This window comes from Asticcacaulis sp., assembly GCF_035497195.1.
Lineage (GTDB): Bacteria > Pseudomonadota > Alphaproteobacteria > Caulobacterales > Caulobacteraceae > Asticcacaulis.
In genome coordinates, this window is the sequence record NZ_DATJDZ010000022.1 from 65,749 (window position 1) to 85,309 (window position 19,561).

12 protein-coding genes and 1 pseudogene are annotated in these 19,561 nt (G+C 58.0%); 5 read left to right on the forward strand and 8 right to left on the reverse strand.

Going from position 1 to position 19,561, the window contains the following annotated elements; genetic code table 11:
* Window positions 1-11 precede the first annotated feature (11 nt).
* From VL130_RS13745 to VL130_RS19550, 4 genes and pseudogenes are all read left to right on the forward strand, one after another.
* Entirely contained in the window at window positions 12-1,199 is a 1,188-nt protein-coding gene (locus VL130_RS13745; protein ID WP_325363498.1) for a Fic family protein, read from the forward strand.
* Window positions 1,196-2,533, forward strand: coding sequence for a hypothetical protein (locus tag VL130_RS13750; RefSeq protein WP_325363499.1), 1,338 nt, complete (start codon window positions 1,196-1,198; stop codon window positions 2,531-2,533). Before VL130_RS13745 ends, VL130_RS13750 begins: the two co-directional genes overlap by 4 nt.
* 8 nt (window positions 2,534-2,541) lie before the next feature.
* Window positions 2,542-4,926, forward strand: coding sequence for a hypothetical protein (locus VL130_RS13755; protein ID WP_325363500.1), 2,385 nt, complete (start codon window positions 2,542-2,544; stop codon window positions 4,924-4,926).
* Between the two features lie 951 nt (window positions 4,927-5,877).
* Window positions 5,878-6,132 (forward strand): annotated as a pseudogene (locus tag VL130_RS19550) (DUF4062 domain-containing protein); the annotation flags it as partial.
* A 363-nt stretch (window positions 6,133-6,495) separates the two neighbouring features.
* Here the strand turns inward: VL130_RS19550 and VL130_RS13760 are convergent.
* The 7 genes from VL130_RS13760 to VL130_RS13790 form a co-directional block, all read right to left on the reverse strand.
* Window positions 6,496-7,125: a peptidoglycan-binding domain-containing protein gene (locus VL130_RS13760; RefSeq protein WP_325363501.1), complete on the reverse strand. Its 630-nt coding sequence runs from the start codon at window positions 7,123-7,125 to the stop codon at window positions 6,496-6,498.
* A complete protein-coding gene (hxsC, locus tag VL130_RS13765; RefSeq protein WP_325363502.1) occupies window positions 7,112-8,257 on the reverse strand; it encodes a His-Xaa-Ser system radical SAM maturase HxsC in 1,146 nt (381 codons plus the stop codon). Before hxsC ends, VL130_RS13760 begins: the two co-directional genes overlap by 14 nt.
* The gene (hxsB, locus tag VL130_RS13770) at window positions 8,254-9,696 is read right to left on the reverse strand and encodes a His-Xaa-Ser system radical SAM maturase HxsB (RefSeq protein ID WP_325363503.1); all 1,443 of its coding nucleotides are present in this window, start codon (window positions 9,694-9,696) and stop codon (window positions 8,254-8,256) included. The genes hxsC and hxsB overlap by 4 nt, the downstream gene beginning before the upstream one ends.
* Before the next feature lie 613 nt (window positions 9,697-10,309).
* Window positions 10,310-11,755, reverse strand: coding sequence for an IS1182 family transposase (locus tag VL130_RS13775; RefSeq protein ID WP_325363504.1), 1,446 nt, complete (start codon window positions 11,753-11,755; stop codon window positions 10,310-10,312).
* Window positions 11,756-11,837: 82 nt separating this feature from the next.
* Window positions 11,838-15,062 carry an error-prone DNA polymerase gene (locus tag VL130_RS13780; protein WP_325363505.1) on the reverse strand — a complete coding sequence of 1,075 codons (3,225 nt, stop codon included), beginning with the start codon at window positions 15,060-15,062 and terminating at the stop codon, window positions 11,838-11,840.
* Window positions 15,062-16,525 carry a DUF6504 family protein gene (locus VL130_RS13785; protein ID WP_325363506.1) on the reverse strand — a complete coding sequence of 488 codons (1,464 nt, stop codon included), beginning with the start codon at window positions 16,523-16,525 and terminating at the stop codon, window positions 15,062-15,064. The genes VL130_RS13780 and VL130_RS13785 overlap by 1 nt, the downstream gene beginning before the upstream one ends.
* A complete protein-coding gene (locus VL130_RS13790; protein ID WP_325363507.1) occupies window positions 16,500-17,255 on the reverse strand; it encodes a damage-inducible protein in 756 nt (251 codons plus the stop codon). The genes VL130_RS13785 and VL130_RS13790 overlap by 26 nt, the downstream gene beginning before the upstream one ends.
* 636 nt (window positions 17,256-17,891) lie before the next feature.
* Between VL130_RS13790 and VL130_RS13795 the strand changes: the two genes are divergently transcribed.
* Window positions 17,892-19,088, forward strand: a complete 1,197-nt coding sequence (locus VL130_RS13795; RefSeq protein ID WP_325363508.1) for a DUF932 domain-containing protein — start codon at window positions 17,892-17,894, stop codon at window positions 19,086-19,088.
* A 28-nt stretch (window positions 19,089-19,116) separates the two neighbouring features.
* On the opposite strand, the gene VL130_RS13800 is transcribed toward VL130_RS13795, so the two are convergent.
* Window positions 19,117-19,392 (reverse strand): HU family DNA-binding protein, encoded by a 276-nt coding sequence (locus VL130_RS13800; protein WP_325363509.1) that lies wholly within the window; start codon window positions 19,390-19,392, stop codon window positions 19,117-19,119.
* Between the last annotated feature and the right edge of the window lie 169 nt (window positions 19,393-19,561).

Genomic DNA, 19,561 nt, shown 5'->3' on the forward strand with positions numbered 1-19,561 from the left:
TAACATACGGCATGAACATATCGGTCATGGAACCCATGGTGCCGTCGGAAGCCGCCGGCGCCCTCGAAAACGAAGTCGTCGACTTGATCGCCGAGGCGAGCCGGCTTGCGGGACGGGTACATCCAATTCTTCGGGAGTCGATAGGCACACTTGTCCGGTCAATGAATTGCTACTACTCCAATCTGATCGAGGGGCACGACACCCATCCGCGCGACATCGATCGCGCTTTGGCTAATGATTTTTCCGAAGAGCCGAAACGCCGTGAGCTTCAGTTGGAGGCGGTGGCGCACATCCATGTTCAAGAGCTGATAGATAGCGGGCGCGACCCTGACGTCTGGCCGGCTTCGCCTGCCTATGCCGCGTGGCTGCATGAAATGTTCTGTGAGCGCCTGCCGCCCGAGCTTTTGTGGGTCACCAACAAGGATACCGGTGAGCGCCTCCAGGTTATTCCCGGCGAATGGCGGACCCGCGACGTTCAGGTAGGACGCCATGTCGCGCCGCCAGCGGACGACCTGCCGGTTTTCATGGCGCGGTTCGAGCAGGCCTATAGCGCGCCGATGCTTAGCCGGCTGCGCCAGATCCAAACGGTCGGCGCGGCCCACCATCGCTTCCTGTGGATCCACCCCTTTTTGGATGGCAATGGTCGGGTCGCCCGCCTTATGTCGCATGCCTTGCTGAAGCGCCTGGGCATTGGCACCAGCTTGTGGTCGGTGGCCCGCGGGCTGGCGCGCCAAGAGGATCGGTACAAGAAGCTACTGGAGTGGGCCGATGCGCCGCGCCAAGGTGACCGAGACGGAAGGGGCAATCTAACTGAGGCCGGACTCATCGATTTCTGCAAGTTTTTCCTGGACACGTCTGTCGACCAAATCAGGTTTATGAGCGGGCTATTGGACACAGATGCCCTCCTGACACGGATAGCCATCCATATCGAGGAAGAGATCCGGGCGAAGCGACTGCTTAAGGGCAGCTATGAGGTGTTGCGCGAAGCCGTGTATTCGGGGGAGGTCGAGCGGTCAAAGATCCCGATGTTGACAGGATACGAGGAGCGCGGTGCCCGCAATGTCACGGCCGCGCTCGTCGACCGCGGCATGCTTACAGCGACATCTCATCGATCTCCGTTGCGCCTCGCCTTTCCGGCGGATGTCGCGGAGCGTTGGTTCCCCAATCTCTATCCAACAAATGCCGGTTCAAGGCCATGACAGATAAAGTTGTTCAATTGATACGCCGGTTCCGGCCGATGACGCACCTCGGTGAATGGGCCTTCCTTTTTCCCGACACCTCGAGCCGCGTCCAGCGCTGGCACGAGATGGAAAGCAGCTATCGGGTACTTATCCTTGCCGACCCGGGGGCCGGCAAGACTTTCGAGGCGTTGGATCGAGCAAATAAATACCACGAAGCCGGCCGAAAAGCCTTCTTCATCCGGATCGAGCGCATCGATGCCAATTTCGCAGAGGCGTTCGAGGTCGGAACTGCAACCGACTTCGAAACGTGGCTGTCATCCAGCGAGGAAGGTTGGTTTTTTCTCGATTCTGTCGACGAAGCGCAATTGGAAACACCACGCGCGCTGGAACGGGCCATCCAGGTCTTCGGCGACCGGATTTACGGCGCTCTGGAGCGGGCCCATATCTTCATCACCAGCCGCGAGGATGCTTGGGAAGGCCTTTCTGATCGCACGCTGATCAAAGAGCACTTGCCGCATAGCACCCTTCAAGATGACGGGAGCGATGACAAGGCCCCCCGACGCGGAGACGATGGCCTGGTCGCTTTCCGCCTTGCAGGCCTATCGTTGAACGAAATCAAGCTGTTTGCGATCCAGTACGGTGTTAGCGACGTCAATGCGTTCGTCAGCGCCATCGACCACGGCAATCTGATGCCCCTTGCTGAGCGCCCATTTGACCTGAAAGCCTTGACGAAGAAGTGGAACGCCGACGGCTACCTCGGCAGTCGCTTCGACGTCCTCACGCGCCTGGTTGACCTGCAGGTCGCACCCTTGGCAACCGCCAAAACCGGCCCGCGCATTTCGATGGAAAGGGGGCGTGACGGCGTCCGCAATCTTGCCGCAGCCGCCATGCTGACTGGAAAATCGATCATTCGCCTGCCCGAAGGGGTGCTCACGGCAGATCGCATCGATCCGGCGACCGTGCTGTCAGGATGGAGCGACGCTGAAATAGGCGCTCTTTTGCGGACCGGCATCTTCGACGATATCGTCTATGGCAGTGTCCGGTTCCGTCACCGGGAAATACGCGAGTTGCTAGCGGCGCAATGGGCGGCCGACCAGCTTCAAAATCCCAGTGCGCTGAACTCTGTCCAAGATTTGTTCTTCAGGTCGATCTACGACGTTACCGTCATTATCCCTCGCATGCGCCCGGCGCTGACCTGGATGATCCTACTGGATGACGCCATTCGCGACCGAGCGCTTACGCTCGAACCGGATCTGGCCACCGAAGGCGGAGACCCATCAAGATTGCCGCAACCGGTTCGCCAAGCCATGCTCGCGAATATCGTGGCCCGTATCGCTCAAGAGTCGGAGTAATCATTCCCATGGACAACACCGCGATTGAACGGATTGCCGCGGCCGATCTGGCGAACGACGCCAGTGATCTTCTGAAGAAGTACGGCGCCAACGACCAAGTCGCCTTTTTCCTCGGCCGGTTCGCCTGGAAGGGCGATATGATCACGTGCGTTCCGGATCTGCTGCCGATCGCATGCGACGCATCGAGAGGTCGCTACGCCCGTATTGCGTCGGCAAGAGCCGTGATGACCCTGGGGAATGATGAACAGAAGGATACGCTGTGGCAAGCCATCACGAGCCATCTTGGTCCGCTGGATAGGCGGTTACTCGCAGAACTGATCGAGCAAGCAGGACCGACAATGGCTAGCGTCGATATGCTTTTGTCAGCCCTTGAACGTCTCGAGCCCTACGAACGTTTCGAGGGAACGGGTTTGGAGCAGGCGTTGCACGAGTTCATCGATCGCCTAACCTTGATGGCTGACGCTATTTCAGATCAGCCGGTTAGTCGGCTACTGGATGGCTTGAACAAGCTTCTAAATCGTGAACCGCATCTGGAGCGAGGCGAGTGCTTCGTGTCGAAAGATTATGCTTGGCTTATGGGGTCGGCCCTTCACATAGTCGATCTTGTGGTCGGGGCGCGATCGGCGATCGCAATGTCTCCCAGCGCGATTTCGGTGATGCTGAAGCTGCCTACGGTCCGCTTTTGGAGCAGTGATAACATTCCTGAATACCGGTCGTCGCTCGGAGAGAACGTGCCGAGGTGGCGCGAGTTGAATGACCATCTCTATTGGCAAGGAATCGAGGAGCGACGCCGGCACCAAGCCGAAAAAGGTGAGCGAGTCTTTGACGAGTGGCATATCGCCTGGATGGACCACTTTTGGAGCTTTACGGCCAGCGACTTCGACCGCTGCCTCGGGTGGGTGACCGACAAGACGTTGGTGGATGACAGGATGGTGGCGGTCACCCGCTGTCTTGATTTATATTTCCGATCAGAACAGCCCGCTGCCTGGAAGGAATGCCTCATTGCCGCAGTGGCGGACTCGGCTGATTTATGCACCTTTCTTGACGCCCGGCTCAATCCGCAACCTTCGCCGGCAATGGAACGGATGCATGCCGACAATAAGAAGTTCGAACGGCAGGCAAAGGAGCGGAAGCGCCGATCCGATCGTAATCGGGCCGAATGGGTCGAGGCGCTTAAAGCGGACCCAGACCGCGTGCGTTATCCGACCATCGCACCGGGCGAGTTTAGCGGCGACCAGTACCATCTCTTGATAACGCTGCTTCACGATGGGGAAGGGTCTGATCATGACGCCGGGGCCCAATGGCAGCTCCTGATACCTGAGTTGGGCCAGGCGGTTGCCGAAGCGTATCGGGATGGCGCGATGGGCCACTGGCGCAACTATAAGGTGGAGGTAGGCTCCGAAGGGGCCAAGCTAGGATCAACACCTTATTCCTTGGTCTTTGCTATGGCCGGCCTTGCTATCGAGGCCGGAGACAATGCGGATTTTCCGGGCGGCCTTTCGGCTGATGACGCTAAGCAGGCCGTACGCTATGTAACATGGGAACTGAATGGCTTCCCGCGCTGGCTCGAAGCGCTTTATGGCATGCATCCGGATATTGTTCGTGACGCGGTGACGCGCGAGTTGCTGTGGGAGCTCGAGCACACCGGCCCCGAACATCCTATGCACTACATCCTGCACGACATCGTCTACCACACCCCCTGGCTCCATGGGGCCATGGCCCCCGTGGTCTATGGCTGGCTGGCCACGCATGATCTGCCGAACCCTGAAGCGCTACGCTACGCCTTGACGATCGTTCTGGGCGGGGACACGGCGGCCGCCGATCTGGCTGCGCTGGCGAAGACGAAGATCGCTTCATCTCTTCCGGCCGACCAAGGCCCAAGATGGTTCGCGCTATGGGTGGACAGCGATCCGGTGGATGCGATCACAGCCTTATCCGAAAAGCTCGCCAGTTTAAGTGAAGCGGATGCGACAAACTTTGCCGTGCTGTTCCTAGTCGGCCTGGTTGGTGGCCGGCATAGTGAAGGCGTCGGGAAACGCGTGAACGCCTTCAAGACGGTCGCGCACCTGAAGACACTGTACATCTTGATGCATCAATATATCCGCGTTGCAGAGGATATCGATCGTGCCGACGGCGGCGTCTACAGCCCTACCGCCCGGGATCACGCCCAGGATGCTCGCAACGGTCTTTTCGAGATGTTGACGGCGGTTCCCGGTGCCGACGCGTATGCCGCGATGAAAGCCCTTGAGGCCGAACACCCGGAATCGAATTATCGCAACTGGATGGGCCGAAGCGCTCACCGCCGCGCGCTTGCAGACGCTGATGAACCGGCTTGGGCCGACGCACAGGTGCCAGCGTTTGTGCAACAACTGCGAGCAAGAGGTATCGAATAGCAGGCGACGCTTCGACTAGTCTTCGCTGGCCACTGATGGTGCGAAATGTAGATCTTGTAGTAGTCTGGCACAGCGCCATTTTCGCGAAGACGAACCCTGTCAATTTTCGGGGCTACATATGTGTCATGGCGAAGGTGCTCTAAGACCATGCACTTCATTGTTACCCAGCGCGCGAGAACTTGAGCGTCGTCTCCAGACAAGATTACTGATTGCCCTAACTCCATAGGCTTCAGGAACGGCATCGCGGCATTTTCGAGCAGGCTCATCCAGCCTGAATTGCATTGGGCACATACTCGCCTGATCTTAAGCGTCAGTAGGTCACCTGGTTTCGGCTTTTCGCTTGTTACTTTCCGCCCCTCCCAAGGTGCATAGGTGATGTATGGTCCCTCATATGAAACCGACTCTTTTTTACCAATGAGGGGATGCATCCACTCAGGCCAGAAATGCTCTTTACTATTGGCTGCATTTTCGCAGAACACGCATATTCTCGGCGAAGGTATACGCTTTGCATGTAAAGAAGCCAGGGTTTGTCCTGCTGGAAAGTGATTTTTCAGCACTATGACATGAATCGCCTATGAATTTGGCAATTCGAGAATAGGCCTTTCAGTTGCACTCCTGGACGCTGAAGTAATCGCTTCGGCTGGCAAGGCTGAACCAATGGCCGCTTTGGGTCAAGACCAGCGCTTCCCATTAGGGATCGCGCCCGCAGGATGGATACCACTCGGGCTCCATCTTTGCCGACGAGCCCGGTGCCGGCCCTGCCGACGACCCGCGTCAATGCTTGGGCGGGGCGTCGAGGTCGGGGTGATGGGGCGGCGGTGACTACCGCTGCCGGCGTGCCATGATATATCTATCGTTGCACGGACGAACGATTCGTGCACGGTCGGGATGGCAGGAATACTGGTGCTGTATGTGACCGGTGATTGATGACAAGGCGAAAATGATAGGGCGATGGCGGACCAAAAATATCAAATATTTCTCTCGTCCACCTATGAGGATCTGCGGGAGGAACGCCTACAAGCGGCCCAAGCCATTCAACAACTCAACCATATTCCGTCCGGAATGGAGTGGTTCCCTGCCTCTGGCATCGAGCAGTTCGAATTCATTAAGCCGCTAATTGATGAATGCGACTACTACGTTCTGATACTCGGTGGGCGTTACGGTTCGATCTCGAAGAAGACGTCGAAGAGCTACACGGACATGGAGTACGAATACGCTCTCGCACAGGGCAAGCATATCCTGGTGTTTCCACACAGAGCGCCCGAATCCTTGCCAGGAAACAGGCTGGAAAAGTCGGACGCCGGCCGTCAGGCGTTTGCTGCATTCCGAACGAAGGTAATGGCAGACACTATGGCAGGGTTTTGGTCTCAGCCCACTGAACTACGCGCAGAAATAACAACTGCCCTCACGAACGCCTTCAGGACGCATCCCCGGGTCGGTTGGATACGTGCGGACGCAAGCCAGGAAAATAGCGCGAGACGAAATAGGGAATTTAAGCTCGCGCTTGGGCTTTGCGGCCACTTGGGTCATGCTTATCTTCCTCTTCGTACGGATCAGCGGCGGCGCTGGCTATTGGACGACATTGAGGAGCTTAAGGGTTTTCAGATCCATCAGGTGGGTGATCGGCAAGCTGTTGGCCGCCTGAAAATCACCGAGGGCGGATTTCATCTTCGCACTATAAACGCCATCGACGGGCCCGGGATCAAATCCCCGGACGATCAACGCGATCTGCACCTTTTGAACGATATCGATAAGTTCGTCCTTAGTGAAACGCTTGGCCTCTGTCGTTGTGGGTTCAGCACTGGTGGCAGCCGGTTCGTCGTCCGGAACGGTCGGTGTGCTGTATAGGCTTTGCGGCGTCGTGTAAGTCTTGGGGGCTGGTTTGGGCTTGGGAACTGATACCGGTGGGGTATAGACCGGCGTACTGTAGCTGCTACCACTGTAATGGCTGGAATGGCCACTGCTGCCACTGACGTGGCTGCTATGGCTGCTGTGACTTGAGTGCGAACGGTGGCCGGCGAGCATTATCAGTCGGCCGCGTTGCGCAGGATCGACAAAGACGAGCAGATCCTTGTGGGCCTCTGAGGCTTTTGGTTGGTCCCGCCAGGGGTCGGGTTGCGCATGTGCGGGCGACGCCGGATCGAGGGCGAACGGGCTTGCGGCGCCGAGGAGCAGCGCCAGTTTTTCACGCCATTGCATGTGTAAAGTCCCCCAGACTGATGGTTTGAATGTTTCGGCTCCGCCAGGCCGGACCGGCCGAGGCGAAAAAGCCCGCGCAGTGCGCCTTGACGACGCATGGGCCGCAGGTTTGCGGGAAATTGTTCTTCCATTCGGAGATCGATTGCCGGGCAAATGGCCACAGATGCCGCGGAAGGACGCAAAGCGGCAGGTTATAGAGCGAGACATTCACGGAGCGATTGGCGAGGAAAGCGACGGCATCGGATAGCACGTCGACATAGTCCGCTGGATCGATCCAAAGGCGGTCACGATTGCCCTTGGCGAACCCCATTGGCTCCAGCCCCATCAGGGCGACATGATCAACGAAAGGCAGCCGACGGTATATGAAGGCCGAAAGCTGGCGCAGGCGCGGCACGGTCAGCGCATGCAATACGACGCGCAACTCGACGCGGGCGCCGTTGCGCGCCAATTCGTATAGGCCGTCAAGGGTTTCATCAAACGCGCCCGGCGCCACCACCACCTCATCGTGAATATCAGGGACATCGGCATACAATGGAACCGCCCAGGTCGTCATTTGTCCGCCGGCGGCGATCCAGTTGGCCGCATCATTCGGCATGCGAAAGTTTCGGCCATTGGTCAGGACGTGGAGTTTGGTCTCCGGCAGCTCCCGCCGGCACGCATCAAGGACTTTTGTCAGCCCGTCCCCAAGCAGTGTTGGCTCGCCACCGGTAATTCCAAGATGGGCTTCGGCCTTGTCGACCAGTGGAATGATGTCGAGCATCTCCGCCACGCGCCAGTCATCGTCTACAACACGGGGCGGTTGGGAACACATCAGGCAGAGGCTGTTGCAACGTTCCGTGGCGAACAGGGTATTCGTCCGCGCGCCCCGGCGCCATAGAACGGTGACGACCGAGGCGCCGGAGCGAAGACGAATAACATTACCTGGCGCCAATACCGCTGGATCGCGAACATCTGAAATTGCGATCCCGCCTTCGCTCTGCGTTCCAACCCAGCCGCCTTCGCATTGAGTGAGCGTCCAATAGGGATGAAGGTAGGTGATCGCCGCTTCTTCCACGGATAAAAGCTTCAGAATCCGGATGTCGTCGACACCGTCAACCTTCGCATGCGTGCTGTTGGCCAGTCCGAGGGTCATGCTTCCGCAAAACCCGTCAGATGGATATCCTGCCTCGGCCGTTGAAATGCCCAGGCCTGAAAGGTGCGCAGCGTATCCGGATCGGCTCTGCCAATGTGTTCGAAAAGGATTTTGAACAAACCCGTATGCTTCTGACAGAACTCGCTCGTCGCCCGATTGCCTATCGGGTCACCTTGAGCCGTGGCATGGTAGACCGGGTCAGCGCCGCAAAAGGGCACAAAGGCACAATCAGAGCAACCCGGCAGCGTTTCGGCAACGGCGCCGGTCGCAAGCCAACGCATGGTGCCGGAGCCAAGCAGTTGATCGAGCGTGTCGTTGACCGTGCCGAGCGCAAACCGCGCGTCGCCAGTTTCGGCAGCCATTCGGGCTTCATCCGCCGGATAGACCTGGCCATCATAGTTGTAAACCAGTACGCCAAGACCCGCGCCGGCGGGCGAGCGCAGATCGACATAGTTCGATCCAAACGGTGTAAAGATATGCCGCAGCAGGATAGCGCTATAGCTTTCCACGATTTCAACACCGGCAGCATTGAGGGCTAATATATAATCCAAAGCCTCCGCATAGAAAGCGATATAGGCCTCCATATCGTAGCCAATGGCCTTACGTGTCTTAAGGGCAAAACCGTAAGGGCTGATCGGGCGAAGGAAAATCGATGCGAAACCTAGGTCGACATATGTGTCGACAATCTCCTTTGGCATCGCCAAGGCCGTACGCGTGATCGTGGGCATAGCAACCACGCCCTGATGCCCGACGATAGATCGCGCGTAATCAAGCTGGCGAGTGGTTCGCTCCCAGGCGTCCTTAGAGGGGTTATGCCGCTGGGCGTTATGAACGGCAGGAGGACCATCTATCGAGGTCGATATATGAATGCTGTGATCCCGGCAGAACTCCAGCTCTGCTTCACCCAACTGGTGCAGGGTCGAGACCATGGAGAAGTTGATTGACCGCCCCTCAGTGCGGTTACGCGTCTCAACGGTCTCAATAATATGCCGGATCAGGTCAAACCGAAGGGCAGGCTCACCGCCCTGGAATTCGATTGTAAGGCTCTGTGAAGGGCTTTCAAATACGCGTTCGACGGCCAGGTTGGCATGTTCAATCGACATATCCTTACCGGTGGCCGCGAGAGATGCACGCGACACCTGGCAATAGGCGCAGGCATGATCACAGCGCAGGGTTACGACGAAGATGTGGAGGGACGGACCTTGCCAGGCCGAGGCTTTGCGCGTGTGGGCGACCGACCGCTCTAAGCCCTGGCCACCCCTCTCTGGTCGATTGACAAAACCCTTGGCGAGGAGATCCCGATATCGGGGATGGTCAGATGACAGGCGGCCAGCCGTGAGGGCCTCGGTCACCTGTGAGGGCAGGATCGCGTATTCACCTAGATCGTTCGACACCAGCACGCTGTCGTTCGTCAATGAAAGCCACGTCGACCGAAACATTTCGCCCCCTGATTGTTATTTTTACACCTTACAGCATTTGAGAGAATTTCAAGGAAAATCGTCAGCAGTTTCCATGCCGAGGCTATTGGGCAGGGCCGTCGCACCACTAGATAGATTTGGATATTTACGCTTTTAGTGATGGCATACCCCACGCAAGGGCGTTTCCATTGGTGGTCTGCCGACCCGAGTAAATCTTGAGGCTCACTTCTGTCTTAATCTGCCCGATCTCACCGATTGCGGCGGTTCTCACCAGAATCAGCGGTCATAGAGCCTCTAAAAACGGTCTTTTTTTGAGACAATTGCGAAATTTAGAAGCCGCATGAGTTTCTAAACCTTCTTCCCTCTCGCAGCTGTGTCTGTAGATTATCTCGTAATTTGACGTCTTTGACGAGGTTTTGCGGAGACAAGTACGACCGCTTTAGCTCCATTATTTTCTGATCCTTCGTCTCCTTTGGGCCCAGGCTGTGTGAGAACTCCGCAAAAATCGTACTGAAGACGTGCCGATTGCTGGTTTTCTCTTTCTAACGCCTGGATCTGTTTTACGCTGGGTGAGCGGGCATCAGACGTGCCGTTAAATCGCTAGTTGACCGCGGCTTTAAGCCTTTTTCCCCCTTTATGCCCTTAGAGCATCGGTAAGGCGGCGGACTCCAAGAATCGCCATCACACGTTTTAGATTGTAGGCGAGGACGTTCAGCGCCATTTCGGCTGAGACCTTAGGCTTCGTCGTGCACAAAAAGTGCGTTGCCCCCATCCAGCATTTAATCGTGCCGAATGGGTGTTCGACGGTCGAGCGGCGGACACGCATTGCATCAGGATTATTGTCGAGCCGAGCCTGAACTTTTTCAAGCACCGCCTCGTGTTCCCAACGCGTCACCCGCCGTTCGTGGCTTGGCGTGCATTGCGCCTTCATTGGACAGGTGCCGCATGCGTTTGTCCAATAGCGGTGAAGCCTTTTTCCTTCTTCTACCGTTGTCATTCGGCGTGGCAACACTTGGCCCGCAGGACAACGATAAACATCATCGGCGTCGACGTAGACGAAATCTAGCTTGCTGAACCGTCCCTCAGCTTTCGCGTTCGATGTCTGCGGCTTCGGCAGCGTGACCGTTATTCCAGACTGCTCACAGGCGAGAAGCTGCTCGCTGTTGAAGTAGCCTCGATCAGCAACGACATCGAGCATAGTCGCATTGATCTCAATGCGAGCCATTTCGGCCATTTCGGCCAGCGCGCCGCGATCCGTTCCAACGTTGGTCACCTCGTGCGCAACAATTATATGGTGCGTCGTGTCGACGGCCGCTTGGACATTATAGCCAACAATTCCAGTATCTTTTCCGCTCGTCGCCATCGAACGCGCATCTGGATCGGAAAGCGAGACCTGTTTGCTTTCGCTCGCTTGAAGCTGGACATTGATTGCGTTTAGGCGGTCGATCTCTTCCTTCAATTTACCGATTTTGTCCTGGAGCCGAGTAACTTTAGCTGCTGGCGCATCGCTCCCCTGCGCTGCCTGGCGATCGGCCGTCTCAAGTTGTGACATGTAGCGCGCGATGCTTTCATCAATCCGCTCAAGGCGCCGTCTCATTTTGGCTACGGTGAAATTTTTGTCTCGTGCATTCACAGCTTTAAACTTCGAGCCGTCGATGGCGATGCTGGCCTTGCTAAGCAATTCGAGCTTGCTGCAGATTGCGACGAATGCACGACAGGTCTGGCGAAGCGGCTCGCCGTGGTCTTTACGGAAATCTGCAATTGTCTTGAAGTCAGGCGCGAGCTTCCCCGTCAGCCAGATCAGTTCGAGATTGCGCCGGCACTCGCGCTCTAAACGGCGGCTCGAAGGGATGCGATTGAGATATCCGAAAATATAGAGCTTCAGCATCGTCGCTGGATGATAGCCGGGGCGCCCTGTCTCATGAGGAGAGACGCCAAAGAAGCCCAGCGCCTTGAGATTGAGCCCGTCGACGAACACGTCGACGGCGCGAACAGGATTGTCCTCGCTAACATAATCGTCTAGCGCAGGCGGAAACAAAGTGCACTGGTTGCGATCAACACCTTCAACGAACCTGGCCATCTAATCCCTCGATTCAGTTGAGGCATTCTAGCACAATTCGCGCACGTTTTCACACAGCCTGGGCCAACTGCGGACGAACATCTCACTTAAAATCCCGGCTGCGATGCTGAATTTGCGCCATGTTATTTCGCGCCACTCTCGGATCGACCCCAGGTCCGCCGTTTCGGAATTCATCCCCGGGCTGGTGCGGCAACTGCAGGGCGGCATTCCGTTCACCAATGGTCGCCAGCATATGAGACAGATCGACCGCCGTTCGGGCAATGAGGTGGACCACCTCCCCTTCCTTCTGAATATAGCCTGTGATCAGAACCAGACTGGCGCCAAAGACGGCCTGCTTGTACTGCTTCCCCACCTTCTCCCAGACGACGACATTGGCGTCGCCGCTTTCGTCCTCGATGGTCATGAAGATCACACCGTTGGCAGACCCCGGCCGCTGACGGACATTGACCATGCCGGCAACAGAGACATAACGCTTGTCCTTTGAAGTCATGGCCTCCTGACAGGTGATATAGCCCCTTTCCTTCAGGTCGGGCCGGAGGAAGTGAACGGGATGAACGGTCTGGCTAAAGCCCACACTATTATAGTCCTCGATGACTTTCTGGCCGTCAGTCATGTTTTTGAGTTCGATGACCGGCTGGTTGTATTCGGACGCGCTGCGGCCTTTTTCATCCAGGACGCAGTCAAACAGGGGCAGGACATCATTGCCTAGCGATTTGATGGCCAGGGTCGCGTCCCGGCATATGATACTAAACGACTCCTCGTAGGCATTAGCCTTGGCCAGCTTACGCAAGGTAGGCTCGGGCGTCTTGGCCCGGCGCCACAGATCAGGAATGGATTTGTACGGCGTGTCACCACGATGGAAAATCAGGCTGGCAACGTCCTCGCTGCGAATGTTCTTTATCAGACGATAGCCCAATCGCACAGCGAACTTGCCTGGCCGGTTGGTCGGCTCCAGGGTGCAGTCCCACCGGCTGTTATTGACGCAGAACCAGCGGATGTCGACGCCGTGGACCTTGGCGTCGCGGATCAGCTGGGCGGGTGCATAGAATCCCATGGGCTGGCTGTTCAGGATGGAGGCCAGGAAGACGTCCGGATGATGGCATTTCATCCAGGCAGAGGCTTCGGCGATGATAGCGAAGCTGAACGCATGACTCTCCGGAAAGCCGTAAGAGCCGAAGCCCTCAAGCTGCTTGACCAGGGACAGGGCGAAGGCTTCGGTGTAACCGTTCTTCAGCATGCCATTGATGATGTCCTGGCTGATGGCGCCAATACCGCCTGTCTTTTTGAACGTTGCCTGGGCGCGACGGACAAGGTCCGCCTGACCGGGCGAGAAACCGGCGCAGGTGATGACGACCTTCATCGCCTGCTCCTGGAACAGCGGAACGCCCAGGGTCTTGCCCAGAATACCTTCCAGTTCCGGGCTGGGATAATCGGGCTTTTCCAGCCCCTCCAGCCGGCGCAGATAGGGATGGACCATATCACCCTGGATCGGTCCGGGCCGGACGATGGCAACCTGAATCACCAGATCGTAGAAGGTCCGCGGCTTCGTGCGCGGAAGCATGGACATCTGTGCCCGGCTCTCGATCTGGAAGGTGCCGACAGTGTCGGCGCGACGGATCATGGCATAGGTCTTGGGGTCTTCCGGTGGAATGCAGGACATATCCATGTGGATGCCCTTGGTCTCCGCCAGCATGTCGAAACACCGCTTCATGCAGGACATCATACCCAGAGCCAGGCAATCGACCTTCATGAATTTCAGCGCGTCGATATCGTCCTTATCCCACTCGATAACCTGCCGGTCCTTCATCCGTGCCGGCTCGATCGGCACCATCTCATCGAGCCGGTTTTCCGTCAGGACAAACCCGCCCGGGTGCTGACTGAGCTGGCGCGGAATGTCGAGCAACATCAGGTGGATTTCGAATGCCAGCTTAATGCGGCGGTCCTTAGTATTGATGTTCAGCTCGGCCGCCATCTCTTCCGTGCAGCCTTCCGTGTGCCAGTAGCGGATATTCTTGGCCAGAACCTTGATCGTATCTTCAGGAAAGCCCAGAACCTTCAAGGTATCGCGCATGGCGCCGCGTGTACGGAACCGGCTGACGACGGCGGTCAATGCCGAACGGTTTCGGCCATAGGTGTTAAACACCCATTGCATCACTTCTTCCCGGCGCTGGTGCTCGAAATCGACATCGATATCAGGCGGTTCTTTGCGTTCAGCCGAAATGAAGCGTTCGAACAGCAGGTCGTTCCGGTCTGGATCGACCGAGGTGATGCCGAGCACATAGCAAACGCAGGAATTTGCCGCGGAGCCGCGGCCCTGGCACAGGATATCCTTCGAGCGGGCAAACTGGACAATGGCGTTGACCGTCAGGAAGTATGGCGCATATTCCAGTTGCTCGATGAGGGTCAGCTCGTGTTTGAGCAAATCGATGACCTTTTGCGGCACCCCTTCCGGGTATCGCCATTTGGCGCCGGCCCACGTCAGCCGCTTCAGGGCTTCGATCGCCGACATGCCCGGCATCAGCTTTTCTTCCGGGTACTGGTATTCCAGTTCACTTAAAGAGAACCGGCAGCGATTGGCGATTTCCTCCGTCCGCGCGAGCGCCTGCCGGTAGTCGGAAAACAGCCGTCCCATTTCTTCCGGCGATTTCAGGAAGCGATCGGCGTAGAGGTGCCGCAGATCGCCCATCGTATCGATGGTGCACCGGTTCCGGATGCAGGTGATGACGTCGTGCAACAGAGAATGCTCATGCACATGATAGAGGACGTCATTGGTGGCCACCGTCGGCACGCAATGCTTGGCCGCCAGGTCCGACAGCTCATACAAACGCAAATGGTCGTTTTGCCGGTGGCGTAAGGAAAGCGCCATATAGGCCCGGCCGCCGAACAATGCCTTGAAACGACGCAGGCGAACCGCGCACAACTCATCAGCCTGGTCCGGAATAAAGACCGCCATCAACCCTTCATGAAAATCCTCGACATCTTCCCAATCGAAATCGCAGCCCCCTTTTCCCGCCCGGGTCTTGCCCAGCGACAACAGACGACAGAGACGACCGTAGCCGTCACGATCAATCGGGTAGACGAGCAGTGACGTGCCGTCACGCAGATCCAGCCGGCATCCTATGATCAAACGCACACCATGCTCCTCGGCCGCGACATGAGCACGGACTATGCCCGCGAGTGTATTGCGATCGGCGATCGCGAGGGCCTCCATGCCAAGCGCCTTGGCGCGCGCGAACAGATCGTCCGGCGCGCTGCACCCCTGGAGGAAAGAGAAATACGAGGCGCATTGCAGTTCCACGTAAGCCATTAGTCAAATTTTCCGTGCATGAACCAGTTGAGCGAGCCCGTCTCCTCGTGTTGACCGTCACCACCGCGGAACACCCAAAAGCGTTCACCGTTCTCGACTTCCAGCACGAAATAGTCGCGAACCTTGCCCTTCTCGTTGTCCGAGACCCACCACTCACCGCGTACGCGTTCAGGCCCGTCGGCCCGCGCCACAGCGTAACGCTGGCCGCGCCAGGTAAACGCCCGGGGCGGATGATCAGGAAGGACAGCCAGCGCCATGATCGATTCAGGCGGACGGATCATCCGTTGCGGGCGGCGAAAGGCCGCATTCCGTGTCGATCCCACATCGTCAGACGTGGGCGGCATGCGCTTGACGGCACGCTCTGGAATATCGGTTGCGACAGACACGGCGCGGTAAAGACTATCGGTGCCGTAACGGTTTGCCAATGCGTCCCACAATTCCTCGACATCCGGGCGAGCCGGCTCGGAATAACTGGCAATGACCTGTTGCATCGACAGATGCTCGACGAACGCAGCCGTCATCACCATCTTATCTATGCCCCAACCCGGATCGACGGTTTCAATCTTGTCGCACAGCAGTTTCGTCAGCCGTTTCGGTTCTCGCACTGGCTTGGCCGTCGCGACAAAGATGGTCTCGATCCGATTATCGACACGGGTAAAATGCAGATCGAGACGCCTGACCCCGAGGCCTGCTTCTTCCAGGCGATCGCAAATCTGACCAACCAGGCGCCGCGTATATTTTGCGATCGTCTCCGGCGCGCCGATGGGCTCGGCAAAGATGCGTTGAATCGAGATCAGCTCGGGCGATTGGACGGGTTCAATAGGCTCAGCCAGACGCCCTAAAGCCTGATCGACACGGCGGAACAGTTTCTGCCCGAAACTCCTGGCCAGAGGCGCGCGCGGTTTCGCGGCCAGTTCCCCAATTGTATCGAGGCCAAGCAAGCGCATGTCCGGGAGCATGTCCTCAGGCAGGCGCAGCGCATCGACGGGTAAATGGACCAGAGCCTCGCCCGCACCACCCGGTATGACAATGCGTTTGGCCTGACCACCGAAACGAGCCAAGGCGTGCGCGGCACCCCAGGTATCGGCCAGAGCGGCATAGGCCGTAATCTGCATTTCCGATAAGCGTCTGACGACGTCGTCCACCAGTCCTGTCTCGCCACCGTACAAGTGCGCCGCGCCCAGGATATCGAGAACAATCCCCGCCGGCGGATCGGCGGCCACCATTGGCGAATAGTGTCGCAATGCCCAGATCGCCAGCTTTTCCAGGGCTAACGCATCGGCCGCTGGATCGGAATCCATAATCACCAGATCCGCGAACAAGGACTCGGCCTGCGCGACCGGCATCCCCACCCGCGCGCCTATGTGAACCGCCAGGTCGTCAGCGGCCGTTATCACCCGGCGCCGACCATCGGATCCCTTGAGCACCAACGGCACATCAGCCGACGGCCCGGTAGCGCCCATCTTCCGTCTCAGCCGGTCCGTCGGCCAATAGGGAAGGAACAGCGATAAAACCCTTGCCATCACACGCCTCTACTTCACATTCAAAATCCTCTCCGCCCCGCGTCCGCATCTGCTCCATGAACCACCGGGACCGCCCGACGCCTCTTACAGGTAATGCGCCCGAATTGACCGGGGTCACGCGCCACCGCGTGAACGAAGCGGTAGAGTTTCCGAAATCGCGCGCATCGACATGGCGCCGCCAGCGGCGTATCGCCAATGCCATAGTGCCGCTCTTTTCCGCCGCCATCTGCAGACGCTGGGACGCGACGAGGGGCAAGCCGGAGACTTCCCCGACAACCGCGGTCAATCCACCATGACGAAGCGCCTTCTCAAAGGCATCGAGAATGGCCGTCTCATCCGCGGCTTCGAAGAAAACAACCTTATCGGCGGTGAGCCCCGATTGCGCCAGCGCTGGCGCGAAGAGATCAGGCTGGCAATGGCACCAAAGGACGTTGCCCCCGGTTCGCGCCGCGATACCCGCCGCAAATGAGGCCGCGGCCGCGCCATCTACCGCTCCATTGGCGCCACCGGCAATTTCATGAAGCGCGCCAAAGGCCAACCCGCCCTTTCGAAGCTTTCGGTCAATTTCCGGAATGCCGAAGGGCAGAACCATGCGCGTGCGCACGGTTCTGCCTGAAATGACCTCGATCCTTGCCTTGAGTTCTGAGATGACAGCATCGGCGGCGGGCATGACATAAACGATCCATTCTGGAGCTAAATTGAATAATACGGACCACACGGAGGTCGATATTTGTTCTATGTTTGTTCTTTTTGGAAAGGGAGTCAATCGGGACTTTTTGTGGTACGCGCCCTCTGTTACCGGTTGGCATCGTGAGTCATCGTCAATTGTTTCGCTGGATCAAAGAGTTCATGCACGGCTCGGTATCCAAAAAAAATCTGATATAAGATTTCATCAACCGTCGCGGGGGACAGTCATTTCGCTTTTCGGATCAGAGTTCACGGTGTCATGTTGACATGGCTGATGACCGAGACAACCGTGGACAGTTGATGCCATCCCAGCGCCGAACAGAGGCGCCTGCCTTCTTCCGTCGCGATCAGAAGACCTCGCTTAACACCGGCCTCGGCGACCCTTTGCGACAGTTATTCCATGATCACCGTGCCGGACCCCTGCCGCTGATGCTCCGGCTCGACCGCGATTTAACGCTCCGCCCCTTAAGAGACCACCGCCAGTCCGGCCCCTCCTGTGATGGACGGCCGAAGGGTCAGCGCCTTTACGCATATGAGTAGATGAGAGTGAGAGAGCCGTGACGGTTCCGCGACGGACAAGCCGAAGAGTTGGTCTTTGGCACCGTCAAGGAGCGTTCTGATGAACCAAGTTATCCTTCCTCCCCCTCCCCCTGCCGCATCCAGCGGTTACAAGGTCGATCCAGGCCGCGGTGAGCGCATCGGCCGCGTGTCTTCCGAATGGTTTTCGCGGCCGGACGATGAGCGCTACCTGTCGCTGTCGGCATTGTACGCCTCCGTCCATGGCCGCACCGATCGTAGCCGCACACGCACTGTCCCGAGTTCGGAAATGCGCGTCGAAGCCCGGCGTGAGGATAGTGAGGTCCTGACCCTGCACCTGCCGGGCTCAGACCGGCCGCTCGCACCCACGCATTGGAGCTTTGGCCAACTCGCCGGTCTGGTCGGCGCACCGGCTGCGTACTTGCGCCAGTTGCCGGCACCTCTGGCCGCCATCAATCTGCAATATGGCCTGAGTTCCCACCGCGCTGAACAGATCAAGACGCTTGAAGTCGATGACGGGCGGATCGAATTGCGCGCCGTCACCGGTCCGGATTACGGACGCATCTATGACCACGAACTGGTGTCGGCCGTACAGCGTATTGCTGGCGACGGCATAGGCGACACACGATGGAAGGTGCCCGGCGTTCTCGATTGGACGACCAATACCTATAATCCCTTTGTCGACATTACGAAGGAAACGACGACGCTCTATGCATCCGATCGCGATATCTTCCTATTCCTGGTCGACGATCTGAACCCGATCGAGGCAGGCACCTTGCCCGACGGGTCGCCTGACCTGTTCTTCCGTGGCTTCTATTGCTGGAACTCGGAGGTCGGCGCCAAAACCCTGGGCATGGCCAGCTTCTATCTGCGCGCCGTTTGCGCCAATCGTAATTTGTGGGGCGTGGAAGATTTTCAGGAAATCACGATCCGCCACTCGAAATACGCCGCCACCCGGTTTGCGCACGAGGCGGCGCCTGCCCTGGAGAACTTCGCCAACTCATCGCCCCTGCCCTTCATCAATGGCATCAAGGCGGCCCGGTCAACGATCGTCGCCAGGACGGACGAAGATCGCCACGATTTCCTGCGCAAGCGCGGGTTCGCCAAGGCGGAAACCGCGAAAATCATCGAGACAGTCCTGAATGAGGAAGGGCATGCCGCTTCATCGGTGTTCGACTTCGTCCAGGGCATTACGGCCGTCGCCCGCGCGAAACCGCATCAGGACGCCCGGCTGGATATGGAGGCGCGGGCCAAGAAGATGCTCGATGCCGTCTGTTGACATCGGCCTTCCAGCCCGCGCCATCGCCTTATTTGTTCAGACGATCCTGGACGGCCTTCGCGGGCTGGAAGGCCAGCTTCTTCGACGCGGCGATCTGGATCGTGGCGCCCGTCGACGGGTTGCGGCCTTCGCGCGCCGCACGGGCCTGGATCTTGAACTTGCCGAAACCCGGCAGATTGATTTCTTCGCCGCCGGCGGCCGCGTCGGTGATCGCCTTGAAAACGCCGTCGACAACGGTCTTGGCCGCAGCCTTGGTCAGGCCGTTATCAGCAGCAACTTTTTCGATCAAATCCGTGGTGTTCATATTAGTCTCCTGTGGTCAGTGCGGACAGCATCCGACGTGTGTGGGCCGGTGACTATCCGGTGACTCGTTGTTTTCCGCAATTACAAGGCCCGCCCGCTAACGCGGGCGGGCCTTTGCTGCGTCCGCCAGAGAGATAGAGGGGAGTCTTGATGTGATGACGGTTGAGACG